This window comes from Gemmobacter caeni (genome assembly GCF_003054195.1).
Lineage (GTDB): Bacteria > Pseudomonadota > Alphaproteobacteria > Rhodobacterales > Rhodobacteraceae > Gemmobacter > Gemmobacter caeni.
This window is the reverse complement of sequence record NZ_QBKP01000001.1, coordinates 167,667-186,431: the sequence shown is the minus strand read 5'-3', so window position 1 is coordinate 186,431 and position 18,765 is coordinate 167,667. Positions and strand designations below refer to the sequence as shown.

Below are 18,765 nucleotides of genomic sequence, written 5' to 3'. Positions count from 1 at the left end.
TTTTCGCCCGGGCCCGGCGCCAAAGGGGGGCTTTCCTGCCGGGCAATCTGCCGGAGAGGGCCAATGACCAACATCGTGAGTTTCGCCGCGCGTCGCGCGGCCCGTCCTGCCATGGGCGCAACCGGCGGGCTTGTTTCACTGCTGTCGGGCTTTGCCACCGGGCGCAGGCGCCAGGGCGATGCGTGGTGGCTGAAGGAAAATGCCGAACTTCTGATGATCCTTTCGGCGCTGAACCACGATGTGCCCGAGGCAGCGCTTGCGGTCTACCAGCCTTTCCATGACGGGCTGGAGGATCAGCTTGCCTTTCACCCGCAATATTACCGCATGATGCTGGGTGTCGCGGTCTGGCTGGAGGATCTGGGCCAGCCGGGCGATACAGCGGCGCGGATGGCCGCGCGCATCGCCTCCGAAGGCTGGATCGGAATGGAGGTGAACGATCTCCAGCGCGCCGAAAGCCGTTTTCTGATGGCGCGCGCAGGACAGGCCGTCGATCTGCCGGGGCTTGACGCGCGGCTCACCGGCTTCATGTCCCGGCCCGAAACTTTTGCCCTGCCAAATCCGCGCGCCGCCTATGACCTGCTGCATGCGGTGTTTTACCTGTCCGAATATGGCCGCCGTCCGCTGCACCTGCCAAAGGCCGCGCAACAATCGCTTCATGTTCTGGGAAATCTGGCCTGGCTGGAACAGAACGGAGACCTTCTGGGCGAGGTCTGCATCGCCCTGCGCTATGCCGGACTGCCGGTCCCGCCGCTGTGGCTGGGCCATTTGCACCGGGAATCTGCGGCCTTCCGCATCGAAGCGGGCGTCTGTGAAGATTCTTCCGACGCCTACCATAATTTTCTTGTCAATCGCTGGTTGATGGGGACTATGGGAGAAACCGCCTTTGGCGAAGATTACCCGGTTGGTCCTATGCGATTTTCTTTGGTGCGTCCCCTGATCTCTCCGCTGCGCGAATGGTCGCAGGCCCTTATGGCCCTTGGAGGACGGCGCGAGGCGGATTACCCTGCCATGCGGCGGGCCTGCGCGGGGCGGCTGTCGCCCGAAGCACTGGAAATCGCGGACAGGGCCATGGCGGAGGGACCGGAGTTCGAGGCGTTTTTCGCAACCTTTGCCCGGCCAGTTCTGGCGCACGGCGCCGTGCGGAAGGGGGCCTGATGACCGCAGAGGTTGGACTGCGCCCTGTCTTGCAGAAAACCGCCCTGATCGGGGCGGGGCTTGTTGTGCTGAACACTCTCATTTCGGTCAGCGCCGATGCGATAGCCAAGGATCTGATCGCAACCTATGCCGCGCCGCAGTTGATGCTGCTGTCCGGTCTTATTGCGGTGCTGGTCGGTCTGGGTACGGCGGCGGCGGGGCAGGGCAGCCGCGTGTTCCACACCGGCAGCCCCTGGCTGGTTGCGCTGCGCTCGACTCTGGGGGCCATCAGCACGACCGGCTTTTTTTATGCCCTGCGCTTTCTGCCCTTCGCGGAAATCTTCGTTTTCATCGCCATCATGCCGATCTTTGGCGCGGTCCTGTCTGGCCTGATCCTGCGCGAGCGGCTGGCGCCCGCAGTCTGGTGCGCGCTGGGGCTGGGGCTGGCCGGGATGCTGTTCCTGTTTCCCGAAGGTCTGGGCGGTATCACCCCCGGTCACTGGATCGGGCTTGCCGCCAGCCTGTCGGGCTCGGCTTCCATCGTCCTGTCGCGGCGGATCTGCAAGAGCCACACGCATTCCATGGCGCAGGTCTTCTATGCTCAACTCGCCTGCATGGTTCTCGGCGCGGTCGTGGCACCCTTCGTCTGGCAGCCGATGGGCTGGGCGGATCTGGCGTTGCTGGTCGCATATACGCTGTTCATCGTCGGCACGCGCTGGCTGATGGTCATCATTTTGCGGATGCTGCCCGCCTATGTCGTCATGCAGATCGCCAATGTCCAGTTCCTGTGGATGGTACTGCTCGGCGAACATCTGTTCGGCGAACTCACCGGCGCGCATCTCTGGGTGGGTTCTGCGCTGGTCGTTGCTTCGGGGCTTTGGCTGATCCACAGCCAGCGCGCCGCGCCGGCGCGCTGAGCCGCCGGGATCGGGAAAGATCAGATCGAGAAGGACGTGCCGCAGCCGCAGTTGGACGAGGCATTCGGATTTTCAATCACGAAGCGCGCGCCGATCAGCTCTTCGGTGAAATCCACCACGGCATTTTGCAGGAAGGGCAGCGACACCGGATCGACCAGCACCTGCTGGCCATCCTTTTCAAGCACCAGATCGTCGCCCGCCGCATCGTCCAGCCGGATGTCATACTGGAAGCCCGAACAACCGCCGCCCTCGACCGCGACGCGCAATGCCTTGCGCTCGCCCGTCATCTCGGCGATCTCGGCCAGACGGGCAAAGGCCCGGTCGGTGACACGCGGCAGGGCCGCATCTGCGGGAAGCTGAAGGTCCATCGTCGGAATTTCCATATCCTTCATGGGGTTTTCATCATATAGGGGCAGCAGGTTTGCCAAACAAGCCTCTGCCAACCGACCGGAAGAACGACCTGCGACCATGACCCAGATCCTCGCCCCCTTCGCCTGCCTGCCTGAAGCCTCGCGCGGGCGGCGCCATGACGAGGGCATGTCCACCTTCCGTTCGCCGTTCCAGCGTGACCGTGACCGCATCATCCATTCCTCCGCCTTCCGCCGGCTGAAACACAAGACGCAGGTGTTCATCGAACACGAGGGGGATTACTACCGCACCCGCCTGACGCATTCTATCGAGGTGGCGCAGGTCGCGCGTACGATTTCCGGCGTGCTGGGCCTGAACACCGATCTTGCGGAATGCGTGGCGCTGGCGCATGACCTAGGCCATACACCCTTCGGCCATACCGGCGAAGATGCGCTGGCCCGGCTGATGCAGCCCTATGGCGGCTTTGACCACAATGCCCAGGCCTTGCGCATCGTGACGAAGCTGGAACGGCACTACGCCGGTTTCGACGGGCTGAACCTGACCTGGGAAAGCCTTGAGGGCATTGCCAAGCACAACGGTCCGGTGATCGGCCCCTTCGCTGACAAGAAGCATGAAGGCCCGCTGCCCTATGCGCTGGCCGAGGTGAATGCCGACTGGGATCTGGGTCTCGACACCCATGCCAGTGCCGAGGCGCAGGTGGCGGCCATCGCCGATGATGTGGCCTACAGCCACCACGATCTGCATGACGGGCTGCGCTCGGGCCTGTTCACCGAGGAAGACCTGATGGAGCTTCCGGTGACCGCCCCCGCCTTCGAGGAGGTGGACCGGCTTTACCCCGGTCTCGAAAAGATGCGCCGACGGCACGAGGCGCTGCGCCGCGTCTTCGGCCGCATGGTCGAGGATGTGATCCATGTTGCGCAGAACCGGCTGGAAGCCGCGCAGCCGAAATCGGTCGATGACATCCGGCACATGGGCACCACCATCATCCGCTTCTCTAAACCGCTGTACCAGGAATTGAAGGCGGTGCGCAGCTTCCTGTTCCACCGCATGTATCGCGCGCCTTCAGTAGTGAAGATGCGGACCGAGGTAACGGCGATGCTGGACGATCTGTTCCCGCTGTTCCTGCGCCGCCCCGATCTGCTGCCCGAGGAATGGCGCGCCGATATCGAAGCCGCGACAGATGACACGCAACTGGCCCGCATCGTCGCTGATTACGTCGCCGGCATGACCGACCGCTTTGCCATTCAGGAACACGGCCGCCTGTTCGGCTGACCTGCTTTTACCTTGATTGAAATATCCTCGGGGGTGAGCCCCGCAGGGGCGAGGGGGCAGACAGCCCCCTTTCTTCGTCAGCCGCGCCGCGCAGACGCCACCCAGATCAGCGCCAGCACCAGCGAGATGATCACGTTCCAGCCCGCCATGGAAATGCCAAACAGACTCCAGGCAATCGCGTCGCAGCGCACCACCGCACCGACCGCAATATCGGTGTTCAGCAGGTCCGCCCCGCTGAGGCCGGTGATCGAGCCGGAAGAACAACTGGCCAGACCGGCCCACCATTTCTGCTCGACCCCGACATGGAAGATGCCGATGCCCGCAGTGGTCAGTGCCGCCAGCGCGCCCAGCCAGCCCAGAACCCGCGTGCCGAAAGCCACGGCCAGCAGACCGATGACCACCGCCGCGACATGCGGCCAGCGTTGCCACAGGCACAGCGGGCAGGGCGCCATCCCGCCGATATACTGAAAGGCCAGCGCGCCCAGCAGCAGGGCGGCAGAGCCTCCGGCGGCGACAAGCGCCAGAAAGCGGAAATAGGTCATGGCGGTCTCCTTCCGGGGCGGTCAGCCGAGATATTTGACGGCGGCAAAACCGCCGATCAGCAGCGCCAGCGCCAGCGTGAACATAAGCCCAAGCCGCCGCTCGATGAAATCACGGATCGGTGCGCCAAATTTCCACAGCAGGGCCGCGACGATGAAGAACCGCAGCCCCCGCGCCACGATACTGGCGACGATGAACACCGGCAGCGACAGTTGCGTGGTGCCCGACAGGATGGTGATGACCTTGTAGGGAAAGGGCGTCACCCCCGCGATCAGCACAGCCCAGGCGCCCCAGGCATTGTAGCTTTCACTGAATGTCTCGAACTCGGCGGTCATGCCATAGAAGGCCAGCACCGGCTCGCCCACCGTGTCGAACAGGAAAAAGCCGATCCCGTAGCCCGCAAGACCGCCCAGTACCGAGGCCACGGTGGCCACCAGCGCGTAAAGGAAGGCGCGTTGCGGGGCGGCAATGATCATCGGGATCAACAGGATGTCCGGCGGAATCGGAAAGACCGAGCTTTCGATGAAGGCCACGGCTGCCAGCGCCAGCAGGGCATGGCGATGGCCCGCGAGCGCCATGGTCCAGTCATACAGCCGCCTGATCATCGGAACCGCCCCGCCTGTTGTCCGTTGGGGTTCATCACGCCGGAGGGGCGAGGTCAAGCCGCTTGCGATGCGGCGGCATCGGGGTAATCTGCGCCTGAGGGTCGCAGGCGTAACGGGGCAGGGAGTTTCACATGGAATGGAAAGGTCGGCGCGGCAGCCGCAACATCGAGGATCGTCGCGGCATGCGCAGCGCCGGCGGGGCCATGGGCGGTGTCGGCGTGATCGCCGTTCTGCTGATCGGCTATTTCCTTGGCATCGATGTCACCCCGCTGCTGGAGGGCGCAGGCTCGGCGCCGCAGAGCCAGACCACGCAGGCCGATCTCAGCCCCGCTGACAAGGCGGCGGGCGAGTTCGTCTCGGTCACGCTGGCCGATACCGAGGAGGTCTGGGGCCACGTTTTTCCCGAACAGGTGGGCAAGGAATATCGTCCGCCGGTGCTGGTGCTGTTCAAGGGCGTGACGCCTTCGCCCTGCGGCGATGCCAGCGGCGCGACCGGCCCGTTTTACTGCCCGACCGACCGCAAGGTCTATTTGGATACCGATTTCTTCACTACCATGTCGCAGCAACTGGGCGCGGGTGGCGATTTCGCTGCGGCCTATGTGGTGGCGCATGAGGTCGCGCACCATGTGCAGAACGAAATCGGCATCCTGAACCGCGCCAATCAGGTGCGGGCGCAATCCAGCCAGGCTGAAAGCAACGCGATCTCGGTTCGGATCGAGCTTCAGGCCGATTGCCTTTCCGGCATCTGGGCGCGCGAGGCCGATGCGCGGTTCGGCACGCTGGAGGAAGGTGATATCGAGGAGGCGGTGAACGCCGCCCGGCAGATTGGCGACGACACGCTGCAACGCAATGCGGGGCGCCGCCCGATGCCGCATACCTTCACCCATGGCACCTCTGAACAGCGGTCACGCTGGTTCCTGCGCGGCTATCGCTCGGGCGACATGGGGCAATGCGACACCTTCGCTGCCCGGCAGCTTTGACACAGCACGCGGCCGCGCTTGACAGCCCCGTCGCCGCCCCATAGATCGGTTGGCGATGCGGGTGTGGCGGAATGGTAGACGCGAGGGTCTCAAACACCCTTACCGCAAGGTGTGTGGGTTCGAGTCCCACCGCCCGCACCAATCGGGACCGGCCTGCCGCAACGGCGCCGCGCCCCGGACGACCCGACAGCGAAAGTTCCAGGCCCTCTGACCTGCGCCGCGCGAGGTGGCGAAAATCGCCGCTGCACGGTCGCCCGTCCGGGCGGATTCCCGCACAGGTTTTGCGGCGGGCATACCCCGCTCCGATCCTGCCTTCTTTTCGCCGTGATTCTGCGTGTGATTCGGATTTCGGCTTTTCGGGCCGTCTCCCGAGCCTGTCCTATCCCTGTCAGAGCGCCGGATTGGTTCTTCGGAGTGAACGGAAGGTTAAACATCATGGCAAAACTCGGGCCCTGGTTACCGTAAAGTAAGACGGAGCCACTGTTTCCGCCGTGGGAACAGTCCTGTGCGGAGCCGACCAGAGGATGCGTCGGGATGTGACGAAAAGTCCCAATAAAGACGCGCATTTTCGTATCCCTGACAGCGCCTGAACTGCGTCCACCGCGCGAACAATCCAGCGTCAAATCGGGCAAAAATATGGTGAAGACTGGGCGGTGACGTGTCCGGAATGCGCGCTAAGCGGCGAAAATGTGGAGAATTTACTTTTCGACACGCCGAACAAGAGGTATCCATAGGATGTCTTTCTGGGAAGGACATTGGCCGTGGGGGCGGCCGTAAAGGGTGCGCGTCAGTTGACGCAGGAGTTGTGAAAAGAGCTGCCAGGCTTCGTACAATCATTTTGCTGTGCGCGTATTTTACGCGCCGCTTCGTGATGCCGGATTTCAGGCACTTTTTCTTCTCCGAACTCTGAACGGTTGGCTTCCCGGCACGCCCTCGTGGTTTGTGCCGGTCACATGCCCGCAAGGGTCCATTTGATCGGGCGGGGCCGTACGGGCCGCGCTGAAACGGGGAAAAGACGATGCCGGTTTTCGCGCTCTACAATTTCGAGGATACGGACACCCACGCCCGCGACTCGGCTCTCGACAACGGGGCGCAGGACGGGATTTACCTGAACGGAGCCACTTCTGACGGCACACGCGCTGTTCTGGACGGCGACAATGATCTGGTGAAGATCTATCCGAACCCGGCCTTCCAGCTGGATCGCGGGACGCTGGAAATCCAGTTTTCCTCGTCGGAAAATCCGGTTTCGGGCACCCAGACCATCCTGTCGCGCGACAGCGTCGGCGAAACCCCCGGTGGATACAGGGTGGAGCTGCTGGACGATGGCAGCATCGTCATCACGCATGAAACGGATACCAGCTCGACCGTGTTCACCACCGGGCCGGGTTTCTCGGCGCCGGGCGACGAGATCAAGCTGACCTATTCCTGGGATGCGGCCAACGGCGGTCATCTGGATCTGGAAAACTTCACCCAGGGCACCAGCTTTGACGATGCGGTTCCGCCCGGCCTGACCATGGACCAGAGCAGCGAGGGCATTGACCAGCCCTGGATGATCGGCGCGGGGCAGGCGCATTCCAACCCCAACATGCTGAACAACATTGATCAGCATTTTGCGGGTTCGGTCGAGTATTTCTCGATCTCCGATACCGTCGACAACCAGTCGCAGGACCCGGTTGCCAATCCCGACACCGCCGAAACCGACGAGGATGTGCCCGTCGATATCGACGTGCTGACCAATGACACCGATCCGCAGGGCCAGACCCTGACGGTGACGACCGGCTCGGCGACGAACGGCACGGTCACGGTCAATCCCGACGGCACGCTGCATTATGTGCCGAACGCCGATTTCAACGGCACGGATACCATCACCTACGAAATCCGCGATCCCGACGGGAATACCGCAACCTCCACCGTGACGGTGACGGTGAACCCGGTGAACGACGCGCCGGATGCGGTGAACGATCACGCCAACACCGATGCGGGTACGCCGGTGGTCATCGCCGTTCTGGCGAATGACACCGATGTCGACAATGATCCGCTGTCGGTGGTTTCGGCAGGAACCTCGCCGGATGGTACGGTGACGGTGAATGCCGATGGCACGATCACCTTCACCCCCAACGCGGGCTTCTCGGGTGATGCGACCTTCGAATACACCATCACCGATCCCGATGGCCTGACCGACACCGCCACGGTGACCGTCACGGTGGCCCCGCCGCCGCGCGACGGCTGGGTCGATGGCACGGCCGGGAATGACCTGATCGACACCAGCTATACCGGCGACCCGGATGGCGACCGCATCGACGCCAATGACGCGATCATTCCGGGCGACGACCCGAATGATGACCGCGTGCGCGCGGGCGAAGGTGATGACACCGTCTATTCCGGTCTGGGCGATGACACGGTCTTTGCCGGAGCGGGCAATGATCTGGTTTATGGCGGGCCGGGCGATGACTCGATCGTGGGCTGGGATGGCGATGACACGATCTATGGCGGCAATGGCCGCGATATCGTGCGCGGCGGCCAGGGCAATGACCTGATCGACACTTCTGCCACCGGCATTCCGCGCCCGGATATGGGCTATCCGGGGCTTTACCCGGATGACGCCAATCCGTTCAACGACATGGACACCGTCTATGGTGGCGATGGCAATGATACGATCCGGACCGGCGATGATGCCGATCTGATCTACGGCGGTGACGAGAACGACCTGATCGACGGTGGCATCGACGCCGACACGATCTATGGCGGCCGCGACGATGATACCGTTATCGGCGGCGAAGGGTCCGACCTGATCCACCTTGGCCATGGCGATGACCTTGCCTATGGCGGCCTTGATCCGTCCTACCCGGACGAGCTGAACATTCCCGATGCGACCGATCTGCGCCCCGACAATGGCATGGACACGATCTATGGCGGTCTGGGCAACGACACCATCTTCGGGATGGACGACAATGATGTCCTCTATGGCGGTGTCGGCAATGACATGCTGGACGGCGGCATTGATCAGGACACCATCTACGGCGACGAGGGCAATGACACGATCCTCGGCGGCGAGGGGGCAGACAGCCTGTCGGGTGGCGATGATCGCGACACCTTCGTCATCGGCTCGGCCAATGACGGGATCGGCGATGTGATCGACGGCGGCGAGGGGGGTGACGATTACGACACGCTCGACCTGCGCAGCGCCGGTCCGCTGGTGGTGCATTATGCCGCCGACAACCCGGAAAACGGCACCGTCGATTTCCTTGATGCCGATGGCAATGTCACCGGGACGATGACCTTCACGAATATCGAGAATGTCATCCCCTGCTTCACCCCCGGCACACTGATCGCGACCCCGCGTGGCGAGGTGCCGGTGGAAGAGCTGAAAGCCGGTGACCGGGTCATCACCCGCGACAACGGCATCCAGCAGATCCGCTGGGTGGGCCAGAAGGCGCTGAACTGGACCGACCTGTCGCTGAACCCGCATCTGAAGCCGATCCTGATCCGCAAGGGCAGCCTCGGCAACGGCCTGCCGGAGCGCGACATGATGGTCAGCCCGAACCACCGTGTTCTGGTGGCCAACGACCGTACCGCGCTTTACTTCGACGAGCACGAGGTTCTGGTGGCCGCCAAGCATCTGGTCGCCGGGCGCGGGGTGCACGAGGTGGACAGCATGGGGACGACCTATATCCACTTCATGTTCGACCGCCACGAGGTCGTTCTGTCGAATGGTGCCTGGACCGAAAGCTTCCAGCCGGGCGACTATACGCTCAACGGCATGGGCAATGCGCAGCGCAACGAGATTTACGAGCTCTTCCCCGAGCTGAAATCCGATGTCGGCCGCGAGGCTTACGGCGCGGCGCGGCGCACGCTGAAAAAGCACGAGGCGCGCCTGCTGGTGAAGTGACCGGCGCGGCCAGCGCATACCTTCAGAAAAGGAGCCCTTCCGGGCTCCTTTTTGCTTTCAGGTCTTGAAAAAAGATACACAGGCAGTTTCCGCAAGGGAAACGAAGATCGCGCGGCAACTTATTGATTTTATTTTTAAACACAGTGTCTTTATTTTGCCGTATTCGGTGCCTCCAAAGGGCACGAAGTCAATAATCTGTCCATCCAGAACCACTATTCAGCCATGATCGGCGCCTAAGCCGATCCTGTACCAGCCTGTCGTCTGCCCGCAGGGGCGGATGGGGGCGGACATGAATTTAGAAATGGATCGGATAATGGGTCACGCAAGCCCCGGATTGCCTTTGTTCCCGAACCGCCCGCCGCTTTGGCGGGGTGCCGGAACATGCCCGCTTGCCGCCGTTTCTTTTCCGCCTTCCCTCCCTCAAACCGTGAACGAGTGACGCCATGCCGGTTGCAACCGAACTTTCGATCAATACCGCCGCAACTGCGGAACAGATGTTCAATGCCATCTTCGGGAATGGCGTCCAGCTTGTCAGCGGTACGGCGACCTACAGCGGGGCGGCGGCTTCCTCGGCGACCTATACCGGCGCGCTGACCACGATTGCGGGGGTTTCGCCCACGGACACCGGGGTGATCCTGTCAACCGGCAATGCGGCGGATTTCACCAACAGCTCGGGGACGACGAACACCAACGTCAATACCAACACCGGCACCGACATGGCCGGCGGTGTGGACGGCGACGCGCAGCTCAATGCGGTGTCCGGGGTCAATACCTATGACGGCGCGATCCTTCAGGCCAGCTTCGTGCCTGACGGTGACATGATCACGATGCAGTTCGTGTTCGCCTCGGAGGAATACCCGGAATACATCAACCAAGGCGTCAACGATGCCTTCGGCGTCTGGGTCAACGGGGTTTTTGCCCCGATCAGTGTCTCGACCTCGGGCAATGTGGCCATCGACACGGTGAACTCTGGCTTCAACAAGAACCTTTATCGCGACAATACTTCCGATCAGTATAACACCGAGATGGACGGCCTGACCTATGTGCTGTCGATCAAGGCGCCGGTAAATGCGGGGCAGGTGAACACGATCAAGATCGGCATCGCGGATGGCGGCGACGCGGTCTACGATTCCAACCTGCTCATCATGGGCGACAGCGTGCAGACCTATACGCTGGCCAATGATGATACGGTCAACTTGCTGACCAATTCGTCGCGCAGCTTCGACATTCTGGCGAACGACGAACATCCCTCCGGCTCGAACCTGACCATCACCAAGATCAATGGCCAGAATGTCGTGGCGGGGCAGACGATCACCCTGCCGTCAGGCCAGCAGGTCCGGCTGAACGCGGATGGCACGATCACCATTTTCTCGAACGGGACGACCGGGAATGAACCGTTTTCCTATACCGTTTCCGACGGGTTGGGGAATACCGATGTTGGCTTCGTCACCATCCATACCTCGACCTCGGTGACGAAGGATGGCATCGTTTCGGGCACGTCGGGCAATGACGTGATCGACACGAACTATACCGGCGACCCGGATGGCGACCGGATCGACAACAATGACGGTCTGGGTGTGCAGGGCACGACCGGCAACGCCGACCTTGTCTATGCGGGGGCAGGTAATGATACTGTCACGTCCGGCGAGGGAAATGACATTGTCTATGGCGGCAGTGGCAATGACTCGATCTCCGGCGGCAACGGGGCGGACCGGCTGTATGGCGACGAGGGCGCGGACACGATTTCCGGCGGGGCCGGAAACGATCTGATCCACGGCGACGACGGCAATGACTCGCTGCTGGGCGATGCCGGGAATGACACGTTGTTCGGCGATGCGGGGAATGACACGCTGAATGGCGGCCTTGGCAATGACAGCCTGTCGGGCGGGGCCGGGGATGACCGCTTCTACCTGACAAATGGCGGCACCGGCGAGTCGGACACCGTGGTGGGCGGCGAAACCGGCGAGACGACTGGCGACGCGCTGGACGGCAGCCTTATCTCCACCGGCATCAACGTGACCTTCTCGGGCAACGAGAATGGCACCGCAACCTATACCGGCGGCTCCACCACCTTCTCGGAGATCGAGAACGTCTATGGGGGCAGCGGCAACGACACGATCAACGCCGCCTCCAGCACGACCGGGCACCTGCTCGACGGCGGGGCGGGCAATGACAGCATCACCGGCGGCTCCGGGGCCGAAAGCCTTTATGGCGGCACCGGCAATGACACGATCACCGGCGGCGGCGGCGCGGATGTGCAAAGCGGTGGCGCGGGGGATGACAAGTTCGTCCTCTCGGGCAGCTATGGCAATGACACGATCCTCGGCGGCGAGACCTCTGAAACCACGGGCGACAGCATCGACGCCTCGGCGCTGACCACCAATGTGACGCTGACCTTCACGGGGGCCGAAGCGGGCACGCTGTCCTCAACCGGCGGTAACGCCGGGTTTGGCGAGATTGAAAGCATCACGCTCGGATCAGGCAACGATACCGTCTACGGCGGCGTCGGCAATGACAGCGTGGCGACCGGGGCGGGGAATGATTCAATCCTTGCCGGGGCGGGGAATGACACGATTGATGCGGGGGCGGGCAACGACTCTGTCAGCGGCGGCGACGGCAATGACTCGCTGATCGCGGGGGCGGGCAATGATACGGTCGATGGAGGCACCGGCAACGATACCCTGGACGGCGGCGCGGGGAATGATGTGCTTTATGGCGGGGCGGGCAATGACCTGCTGACCGGCGGCGCGGATGCCGATACGATCTGGGGTGGCGCGGGCGACACGATCATTGGCGGCGAAACCGGCAATGACAATGACGTGCTGGTGGTCGAGGCGGGTTCGACCATCACCTATGCGGGCGGCGACAACGAATCCGGCACTATCGCGCTGGCCTCGGGCGGTACGCTGACCTTCAGCCAGATCGAGCGGATCGTCTTTGCCGGGCCGGTGGACGGCACGGCCGGGAACGATGTGATGAATCCCGGCTATACCGATGTGAACGGCGATCAGATCGACGGGACCGACGGGCTGAACGATACGATCTATGGCTATGGCGGGGATGACCAGATCGCTGCGGGCCTGGGCAATGATACGGTTTATGGCGGCACCGGCAACGATACGGTTGCGGGCGGCGCGGGCAATGACAGCGTGCTGGGCGAAACCGGCAATGACGTCCTGGCCGGGGGCGACGGCAATGACACGCTGGATGGGGGCGACGGCAATGACAGCCTGGCCGGTGACGCCGGAGATGATCTGGTCTATGGCGGCGCGGGCAATGATACACTCACGGCAGGGCTGACCGCCGGGGGCACCGGCAACGACACGCTTTATGGCGGCACCGGCAATGACGTGTTCACCATTGCGGGCGATGCGGGCACCGTGACGGCAGTGGGCGGCGAGAATCCCGGTGATCTGGACCGGCTTGAGCTGACGGCAGCCGGATCGGGCGTCAACGTCAACTTCAGCGGGACGGAATCGGGCAGCTTCACCTTCGGCAGCGGTGCTTCAGGCACCTTTTCCGAGATGGAGCAACTGGTCACCACTGACCTGAACGACAACGTCAATGCCTCGGCCGCGACCGGCAATACCCAGATCTTCACCGGGGGCGGCGCCGATTTCGTCACGGGCGGCACCGGCAATGACTACATCGACGCCGGAAGCGGCAATGACGAGGTATTTGCCGGGGCGGGCCATGATTCCATCATCGGTGGCACCGGCAATGACAACCTCTATGGCGGTGACGGCAACGACACCGTTCTGGGCGGCGACGGCAATGACTACATGCAGGGCGATGCGGGCAATGACTCGCTCGATGCCGGCGACGGGGATGACTTCCTGCGCGGCGATGCCGGGAATGATGTGGTCTATGGCGGCGCGGGGAACGATTCTGTCTATGGCGGGGCCGATGACGACTCGGTCTTTGGCGGCGCTGGCGACGATCACGTCTTTGGCGGCTATGGCACCGACACTGTCTTTGGTGGTGCGGGCAACGACAGCGTTACCGGCTCGGGTGGCGATGACATCGTTCATGGCGATGAAGGCGACGACCTGCTGCAAGGCTCGGACGGCAATGACACGATCTACGGCGGCACCGGCAACGATACGATGCTGGGCGAGGAGGATGCCGACGTCTTCTATGGCGGCGCAGGCGACTATGTCGATGGTGGCGAGGCAGTCACCACCGGCACCGACAATGATACGCTTCATGTCACGAACATCGACCATATCGTCTGGGATCTGCTGAACCCCGAAAACGGCGTGGTGCATTACGCCTCGGGTGAAACGCTCCAGTTCTTCAACATCGAAAATCTGTTCGTGGATGGCGCACAGGTTTTCCCGCCCGATTTCATCGTCGAGGGCACCTCGGGCAATGATCTGATCGACGGGTCTTACACGGGCGACCCTGAAGGCGATATGATCGACGCCAATGACAACCAGTTCGGCAATGCCGACGATGTGGTCAAGGCGGGCGCTGGCGACGATACCGTGCGTGCAGGCGATGGCGCGGATCAGGTTTATGGCGATGCCGGGAATGACCTGCTGGAAGGCGGCGCGGGCAATGACACGGTCTATGGCGGCGAGGGGGACGATGCCCTTTATGGTGAGGGCGGTTCGGATTCGCTGCTGGGCGACGCCGGAGAGGATACACTGGTCGGCGGTCTGGGCGATGACACGCTGGCGGGCGGTGCCGACAATGACGTGTTGCAGGGCGACGAGGGCAATGACGTCCTTGATGGCGGCACGGGCGACGACTCGCTGACCGGCGGCAGCGGCACCGACAGCCTGTCTGGTGGCGGTGGCAGCGATACGCTTTACGGTGGCAGCGAGGCCGATACGCTGGATGGCGGCGACGGCAATGACCGGCTGTTCGGCGGGCTGGACAATGACCTGCTGACCGGCGGTATCGGCAATGACATGCTGTCCGGCGATGCGGGCGACGATCAGCTTTACGGCGGCGCGGGTAATGACATGCTCAGCGGCGGCGCGGGCAATGATCTGCTCGACGGTGGCGCCGGGGATGACAACATCCAGCTTGACGGCGGCGCCGATACCGTTGCCGGTGGCGATGACCGCGATACGATCACCCTTGGCGCCGGTGCCGGGATCGGCGCGGTGGTCGATGGCGGGAACGGCGGCGATGATTTCGACACCCTTGACCTCAGCGCCTGGGGCAAGGATCTGACGAACATCATCTACGACAGTGCCAATCCCGAAAATGGCACCGTCCAGTTCCTTGATACCGACGGCAATGTCACCGGGACTATGACCTTCACTGATATCGAGAAGGTCATACCCTGTTTCACGCCGGGCAGCCTTATCGTGACAGAGCGGGGCGAGGTTCGGGTGGAACAGCTTGAGGAAGGTGATCTGGTTCTCACCCGTGACAACGGCTATCAGCCGGTCCGCTGGATCGGGCGCCGCGATCTCTCGGGGGCCGAATTGCAGGCCCATCCCAATTTCGCGCCGGTGCGCATCGCGCGCGGTGCGCTAGGGGGGGAACTGCCGCTGCGCGACATGATGGTCAGCCCGCAGCACCGCATCCTGTTTACCGGCCACCGGGCGGAGATGCTGTTCGGCGAGCATGAGGTTCTGGTGGCGGCGACCCACCTGACCGGCCTGTCCGGAGTCACGCGAGCGATGCCGCAGCAGGTCAGCTATATTCACCTGATGTTCGACCGGCACGAAATCGTGCGGGCCGATGGCGCCTGGAGCGAGAGCTTCCAGCCCGGCGACATGACGCTGGCGGGCATGGATGATGCACAGCGCAATGAACTTCTGGCGCTGTTCCCCGAACTGGCAGCCGGGCAGTATCGCCCGTTCCTGTCGGCCAGGCGCAGCCTGCGGGCACATGAGGCGCGGGTCTTGCTGATGGCCTGAGGGGGGGCTAACGCCCCTGCCGCCAGAGCGCCCAGTCCTCGGGCGTGTCCAGATCGGTCAGCGCTGCCCGGCCGGGCAGCGGAACCAGCCGCAGGCGCCCGCGATGGGCGGCGATAACCGCGCGCGCGCCTTCGTCGCCATTCAGCCGGGCCAGTTCCGGCAGCAGATCCGCCGGAAAGATCACCGGATGACCGGGGGTGTCGCCACTGGCTCCGCGCAGGATTGCCTCCGGCGCAGCGGATTGCACGGCCTGCATCTGCCGCAGCGCTTCCTGGTCCAGTTCCGGCATATCGGCGGGCAGGATCATCACCGGGCCGTCCAGCCCGGCAATGCCTGCACGCAGCGAGGCCGACATGCCGCTGGCGGCGTCACGGGCAATCACGATCCCGACCGCCAGACCCTTTAGCACCGCCTGCCGCTCTGGCCGGTCTGCTGGCAGCACCACGCGCACCGGCCCGCCCGCGCGGATCGCGGCCTCTGCGAGGCGGCGCAGCAGGGGCTGCCCCTCCACCACTTCCAGCAGCTTGTCGCCGCCACGCATCCGGCTGGACGCGCCAGCGGCAAGGATCACGGTCGTCAGCAACACTCCGCCCTCCCTGACAGAAACCCCCGGCCGGGACCGGGGGCAGATTTCCTGCTGAAGAAATTTGCAGAAGCTTTCGACGGATTTTGCGCCCGCCTGTCAAGCTGCGCGTGGTGTGTCAGCCGCGCATCCGTGCGCCATCCCCATCCCACAGCGGTGCCAGATGTACTGTTGCGGTGCGGCGTTCGCCCAGAATTTCGATCTCGCAGACGAGCCCGTCCTGCACCTTGTCGGCGGGGAGGAAGCCCATGGCGACCGATTTCCCGGTCCAGTGGCTGAACCCGCCCGAAGTGCAGAAACCCACCACCGCGCCGTCCAGCCAGATCGGCTCCCATGCCACCACATCGGCATCCGCTGCATCGACGATGAAGCTGACCAGACGCCGCTTCGGCCCGGCCTCCTTTTCCGCCATCGCGGCGGCTTTGCCGATGAACTCCTTGTTCCAGCGCATGAAACGGTCAAGCCCGGTTTCGGCCGGCGTATAATCGGGGCTGAACTCGCGGCCCCAGCTGCCGAACCATTTGTCGAGCCGCAGCGACATCATTGCCCGCATACCAAAAGGCCGCAGCCCCAGATCCTGCCCGGCGGACCAGAGCGTATGCCAGAGGTGCCGCACCGACATATGGTCGGTGTAGATTTCGAACCCCAGATCAGCGGTGTAGCTGACGCGCTGCACGATGCAATTGGCCATCCCGATGGTCATGCGCTTCACATCCATGAAGCGGAAGGCTTCGGCACTGACATCGGCTCGGGTGACACGGGCCAGCAACTCGCGCGCCTTCGGCCCGGCGATCTGGAAGCCCGAGCGCGCGTCCGAGATATTCTCGACCGTCACGCCCTCTTCCAGATGTTGTTCGAACCAGCGGCCGTGCCAGCCCTGCGCGCCATAGCTGGCGGTCAGTTGGAATTCGGTTTCTGACAGGCAGGAGACGGTGAAATCGCCGATGATCTTGCCGCTTTCCGCCAGCATCGGCGTCAGCGACAGCCGCCCCGGTTTCGGGATCGCGCCCGCCATGATCCGGTCGAGCCAGGCACGCGCCTTCGGCCCCTTCACCAGATATTTGCCGAAATTCTGCACCTCGTTGATGCCGACGCCCTCGCGCACCGCCAGCACCTCCTGACGCGTCGCCTCCCAGGCGTTGGAGCGTTTGAAGGTCGGCGTTTCCAGCCGCGGCTCGCCGGGCAGCGCGTGATAGTTCACCACTTCCAGCCCGTATTGCTGGCCCCAGACGGCATTCATACCGTCGAAGATGTCATACATCGGCGTGGTGCGGAAGGGCCGGGCAGCGGGGCGTTCCTCGTTCGGATAGGACACGTTGAAGCGCATCTGATAGTTTTCGATGACCTTCGGCACGGTATAGCCCGGCGAAGTCCAGTTGCCGAAGCGTGCCACGTCGAAGCCACGCGGGTCGCGCTCGACCTCGCCCTCGATCATCCATTGCGCCAGTGCGAGGCCCATGCCGCCGCCCTGGCTGAAGCCTGCCATCACCGCGCAGGCGGACCAGTAGTTACGCAACCCCGGCACCGGCCCGATCAGCGGGTTGCCATCGGGGGCGAAGGTGAAGGGGCCATGGATGACCCGCTTCACGCCCGAGCGTTCCAGCACCGGGAAGCGGCGATAGGCGAAGGCGACGCTGTCCTCGATCTTGTCCCATTGCTCGTTCAGGAGTTCATGGCCGAAATTCCACGGTGTGCCGTCAACGCTCCACGGCTCACACGGCTTTTCATAGAAGCCGATGCACAGACCGCGCCCTTCCTGCCGCAGATAGCTTTCGCCGCCGGGGTCCATCACATGCGGGAATTCGCGGCCCGATTTCAGGATGTCCATGATTTCGGGAATGTCGTCGGTGACGAGGTATTGGTGCGCCATCGGCAAGAGCGGCAGGTAGACGCCCGCCATCGCGCCGATCTCGCGCGCCCAGAGGCCGCCGGCATTCACCACATGTTCCGCGATGATCGTGCCCTTTTCGGTGACGACCTCCCACGAGCCGTCGGGGCGCGGGTTGGTTTCCAGCACGCGGTTGTGCAGAACGATCTCGGCCCCGCCCATCCGTGCGGCCTTGGCATAGGCATGGGTGGTGCCCGACGGGTCCAGATGGCCATCCAGAGGATCGTAGAGCGCGCCGATGATGCCTTCGAGGTTCACCATCCCGTCGGTGAATTTCTGGATCTCGGCCGGGCCAAGGATTTCGGTATCCAGCCCCATGTAGCGGTGCTTGGCGCGTTCGGCCTTTAGCTGTTCAAACCGCGCCGCATTGTCGGCCAGCGTGATGCCGCCGACATGGTGCAGACCGCAGGACATGCCGGTGATCTCTTCCAGTTCTTTATACAGGCGGATCGTATAGCCCTGCAGCGCCGCCATATTGGTGTCGCCGTTCAGCGTGTGAAAGCCGCCCGCCGCATGCCAGGTTGAGCCCGAGGTCAGCTCCGACCGTTCCACCAGCATGACATCGGACCAGCCGAGCTTTGTCAGGTGGTAAAGGACCGAACAGCCGACGACTCCGCCGCCGATGACCAGAACGCGGGTATGGGTTTTCATGGAGGGACTCCCTGCGGGTTTGCGCCAGAATGGCCGGGGCAGGGCAAAGGGTCATGCG

The 18,765-nt window shown here is 63.4% G+C and carries 11 protein-coding genes and 1 tRNA gene; 7 read left to right on the top strand and 5 right to left on the bottom strand.

The genetic code is table 11. From position 1 onward, the window contains the following. Positions 1-63 precede the first annotated feature (63 nt). Together C8N34_RS26125 and C8N34_RS00825 are read left to right on the top strand one after the other, a co-directional pair. Entirely contained in the window at positions 64-1,155 is a 1,092-nt protein-coding gene (locus C8N34_RS26125; protein ID WP_158640437.1) for a DUF6902 family protein, read from the top strand. Beyond that, positions 1,155-2,051: a DMT family transporter gene (locus tag C8N34_RS00825; RefSeq protein ID WP_054303455.1), complete on the top strand. Its 897-nt coding sequence runs from the start codon at positions 1,155-1,157 to the stop codon at positions 2,049-2,051. The genes C8N34_RS26125 and C8N34_RS00825 overlap by 1 nt, the downstream gene beginning before the upstream one ends. Positions 2,052-2,071: 20 nt before the next feature. Here the strand turns inward: C8N34_RS00825 and C8N34_RS00820 are convergent, their stop codons facing one another. Further along, on the bottom strand, positions 2,072-2,419 hold the full coding sequence (locus tag C8N34_RS00820) for a HesB/IscA family protein (RefSeq protein WP_108127405.1): 348 nt from the start codon (positions 2,417-2,419) through the stop codon (positions 2,072-2,074). A 109-nt stretch (positions 2,420-2,528) separates the two neighbouring features. Between C8N34_RS00820 and C8N34_RS00815 the strand changes: the two genes are divergently transcribed. Beyond that, the gene (locus C8N34_RS00815; protein ID WP_054303704.1) at positions 2,529-3,692 is read left to right on the top strand and encodes a deoxyguanosinetriphosphate triphosphohydrolase; all 1,164 of its coding nucleotides are present in this window, start codon (positions 2,529-2,531) and stop codon (positions 3,690-3,692) included. Between the two features lie 77 nt (positions 3,693-3,769). On the opposite strand, the gene C8N34_RS00810 is transcribed toward C8N34_RS00815, so the two are convergent. Continuing rightward, positions 3,770-4,234 (bottom strand): disulfide bond formation protein B, encoded by a 465-nt coding sequence (locus C8N34_RS00810; RefSeq protein WP_108126914.1) that lies wholly within the window; start codon positions 4,232-4,234, stop codon positions 3,770-3,772. Between the two features lie 21 nt (positions 4,235-4,255). Continuing rightward, a complete protein-coding gene (locus C8N34_RS00805; RefSeq protein ID WP_054303457.1) occupies positions 4,256-4,837 on the bottom strand; it encodes a YqaA family protein in 582 nt (193 codons plus the stop codon). 131 nt (positions 4,838-4,968) lie between these two features. On the opposite strand from C8N34_RS00805, the gene ypfJ reads away from it, so the two are divergent. From ypfJ to C8N34_RS27090, 4 genes are all read left to right on the top strand, one after another. Continuing rightward, complete coding sequence (ypfJ, locus tag C8N34_RS00800) at positions 4,969-5,817, top strand: KPN_02809 family neutral zinc metallopeptidase (protein ID WP_108126912.1); 849 nt, start codon at positions 4,969-4,971, stop codon at positions 5,815-5,817. 57 nt (positions 5,818-5,874) lie between these two features. Then, a tRNA-Leu gene (locus C8N34_RS00795) sits at positions 5,875-5,958 on the top strand. A gap of 877 nt (positions 5,959-6,835) precedes the next feature. Beyond that, complete coding sequence (locus C8N34_RS00790; protein ID WP_108126910.1) at positions 6,836-9,706, top strand: Hint domain-containing protein; 2,871 nt, start codon at positions 6,836-6,838, stop codon at positions 9,704-9,706. Between the two features lie 443 nt (positions 9,707-10,149). Then, complete coding sequence (locus C8N34_RS27090) at positions 10,150-15,585, top strand: Hint domain-containing protein (protein WP_108126908.1); 5,436 nt, start codon at positions 10,150-10,152, stop codon at positions 15,583-15,585. A gap of 7 nt (positions 15,586-15,592) precedes the next feature. Here the strand turns inward: C8N34_RS27090 and C8N34_RS00780 are convergent, their stop codons facing one another. Beyond that, positions 15,593-16,126, bottom strand: coding sequence for a nucleotidyltransferase family protein (locus tag C8N34_RS00780; RefSeq protein WP_170120526.1), 534 nt, complete (start codon positions 16,124-16,126; stop codon positions 15,593-15,595). 160 nt (positions 16,127-16,286) lie between these two features. Further along, positions 16,287-18,707 carry a GcvT family protein gene (locus C8N34_RS00775; protein WP_108126904.1) on the bottom strand — a complete coding sequence of 807 codons (2,421 nt, stop codon included), beginning with the start codon at positions 18,705-18,707 and terminating at the stop codon, positions 16,287-16,289. Between the last annotated feature and the right edge of the window lie 58 nt (positions 18,708-18,765).

Excerpts from the sequence above, each read along its gene's own strand:
- C8N34_RS26125 (WP_158640437.1), top strand. The coding sequence starts at position 64 with ATGACCAACATCGTGAGTTTCGCCGCGCGTCGCGCGGCCCGTCCTGCC.
- C8N34_RS00825 (WP_054303455.1), top strand. The coding sequence starts at position 1,155 with ATGACCGCAGAGGTTGGACTGCGCCCTGTCTTGCAGAAAACCGCCCTG.
- C8N34_RS00820 (WP_108127405.1), bottom strand. The coding sequence starts at position 2,419 with ATGGACCTTCAGCTTCCCGCAGATGCGGCCCTGCCGCGTGTCACCGAC.
- C8N34_RS00810 (WP_108126914.1), bottom strand. The coding sequence starts at position 4,234 with ATGACCTATTTCCGCTTTCTGGCGCTTGTCGCCGCCGGAGGCTCTGCC.
- C8N34_RS00805 (WP_054303457.1), bottom strand. The coding sequence starts at position 4,837 with ATGATCAGGCGGCTGTATGACTGGACCATGGCGCTCGCGGGCCATCGC.
- ypfJ (WP_108126912.1), top strand. The coding sequence starts at position 4,969 with ATGGAATGGAAAGGTCGGCGCGGCAGCCGCAACATCGAGGATCGTCGC.
- C8N34_RS00790 (WP_108126910.1), top strand. The coding sequence starts at position 6,836 with ATGCCGGTTTTCGCGCTCTACAATTTCGAGGATACGGACACCCACGCC.
- C8N34_RS27090 (WP_108126908.1), top strand. The coding sequence starts at position 10,150 with ATGCCGGTTGCAACCGAACTTTCGATCAATACCGCCGCAACTGCGGAA.
- C8N34_RS00780 (WP_170120526.1), bottom strand. The coding sequence starts at position 16,126 with ATGCGTGGCGGCGACAAGCTGCTGGAAGTGGTGGAGGGGCAGCCCCTG.
- C8N34_RS00775 (WP_108126904.1), bottom strand. The coding sequence starts at position 18,707 with ATGAAAACCCATACCCGCGTTCTGGTCATCGGCGGCGGAGTCGTCGGC.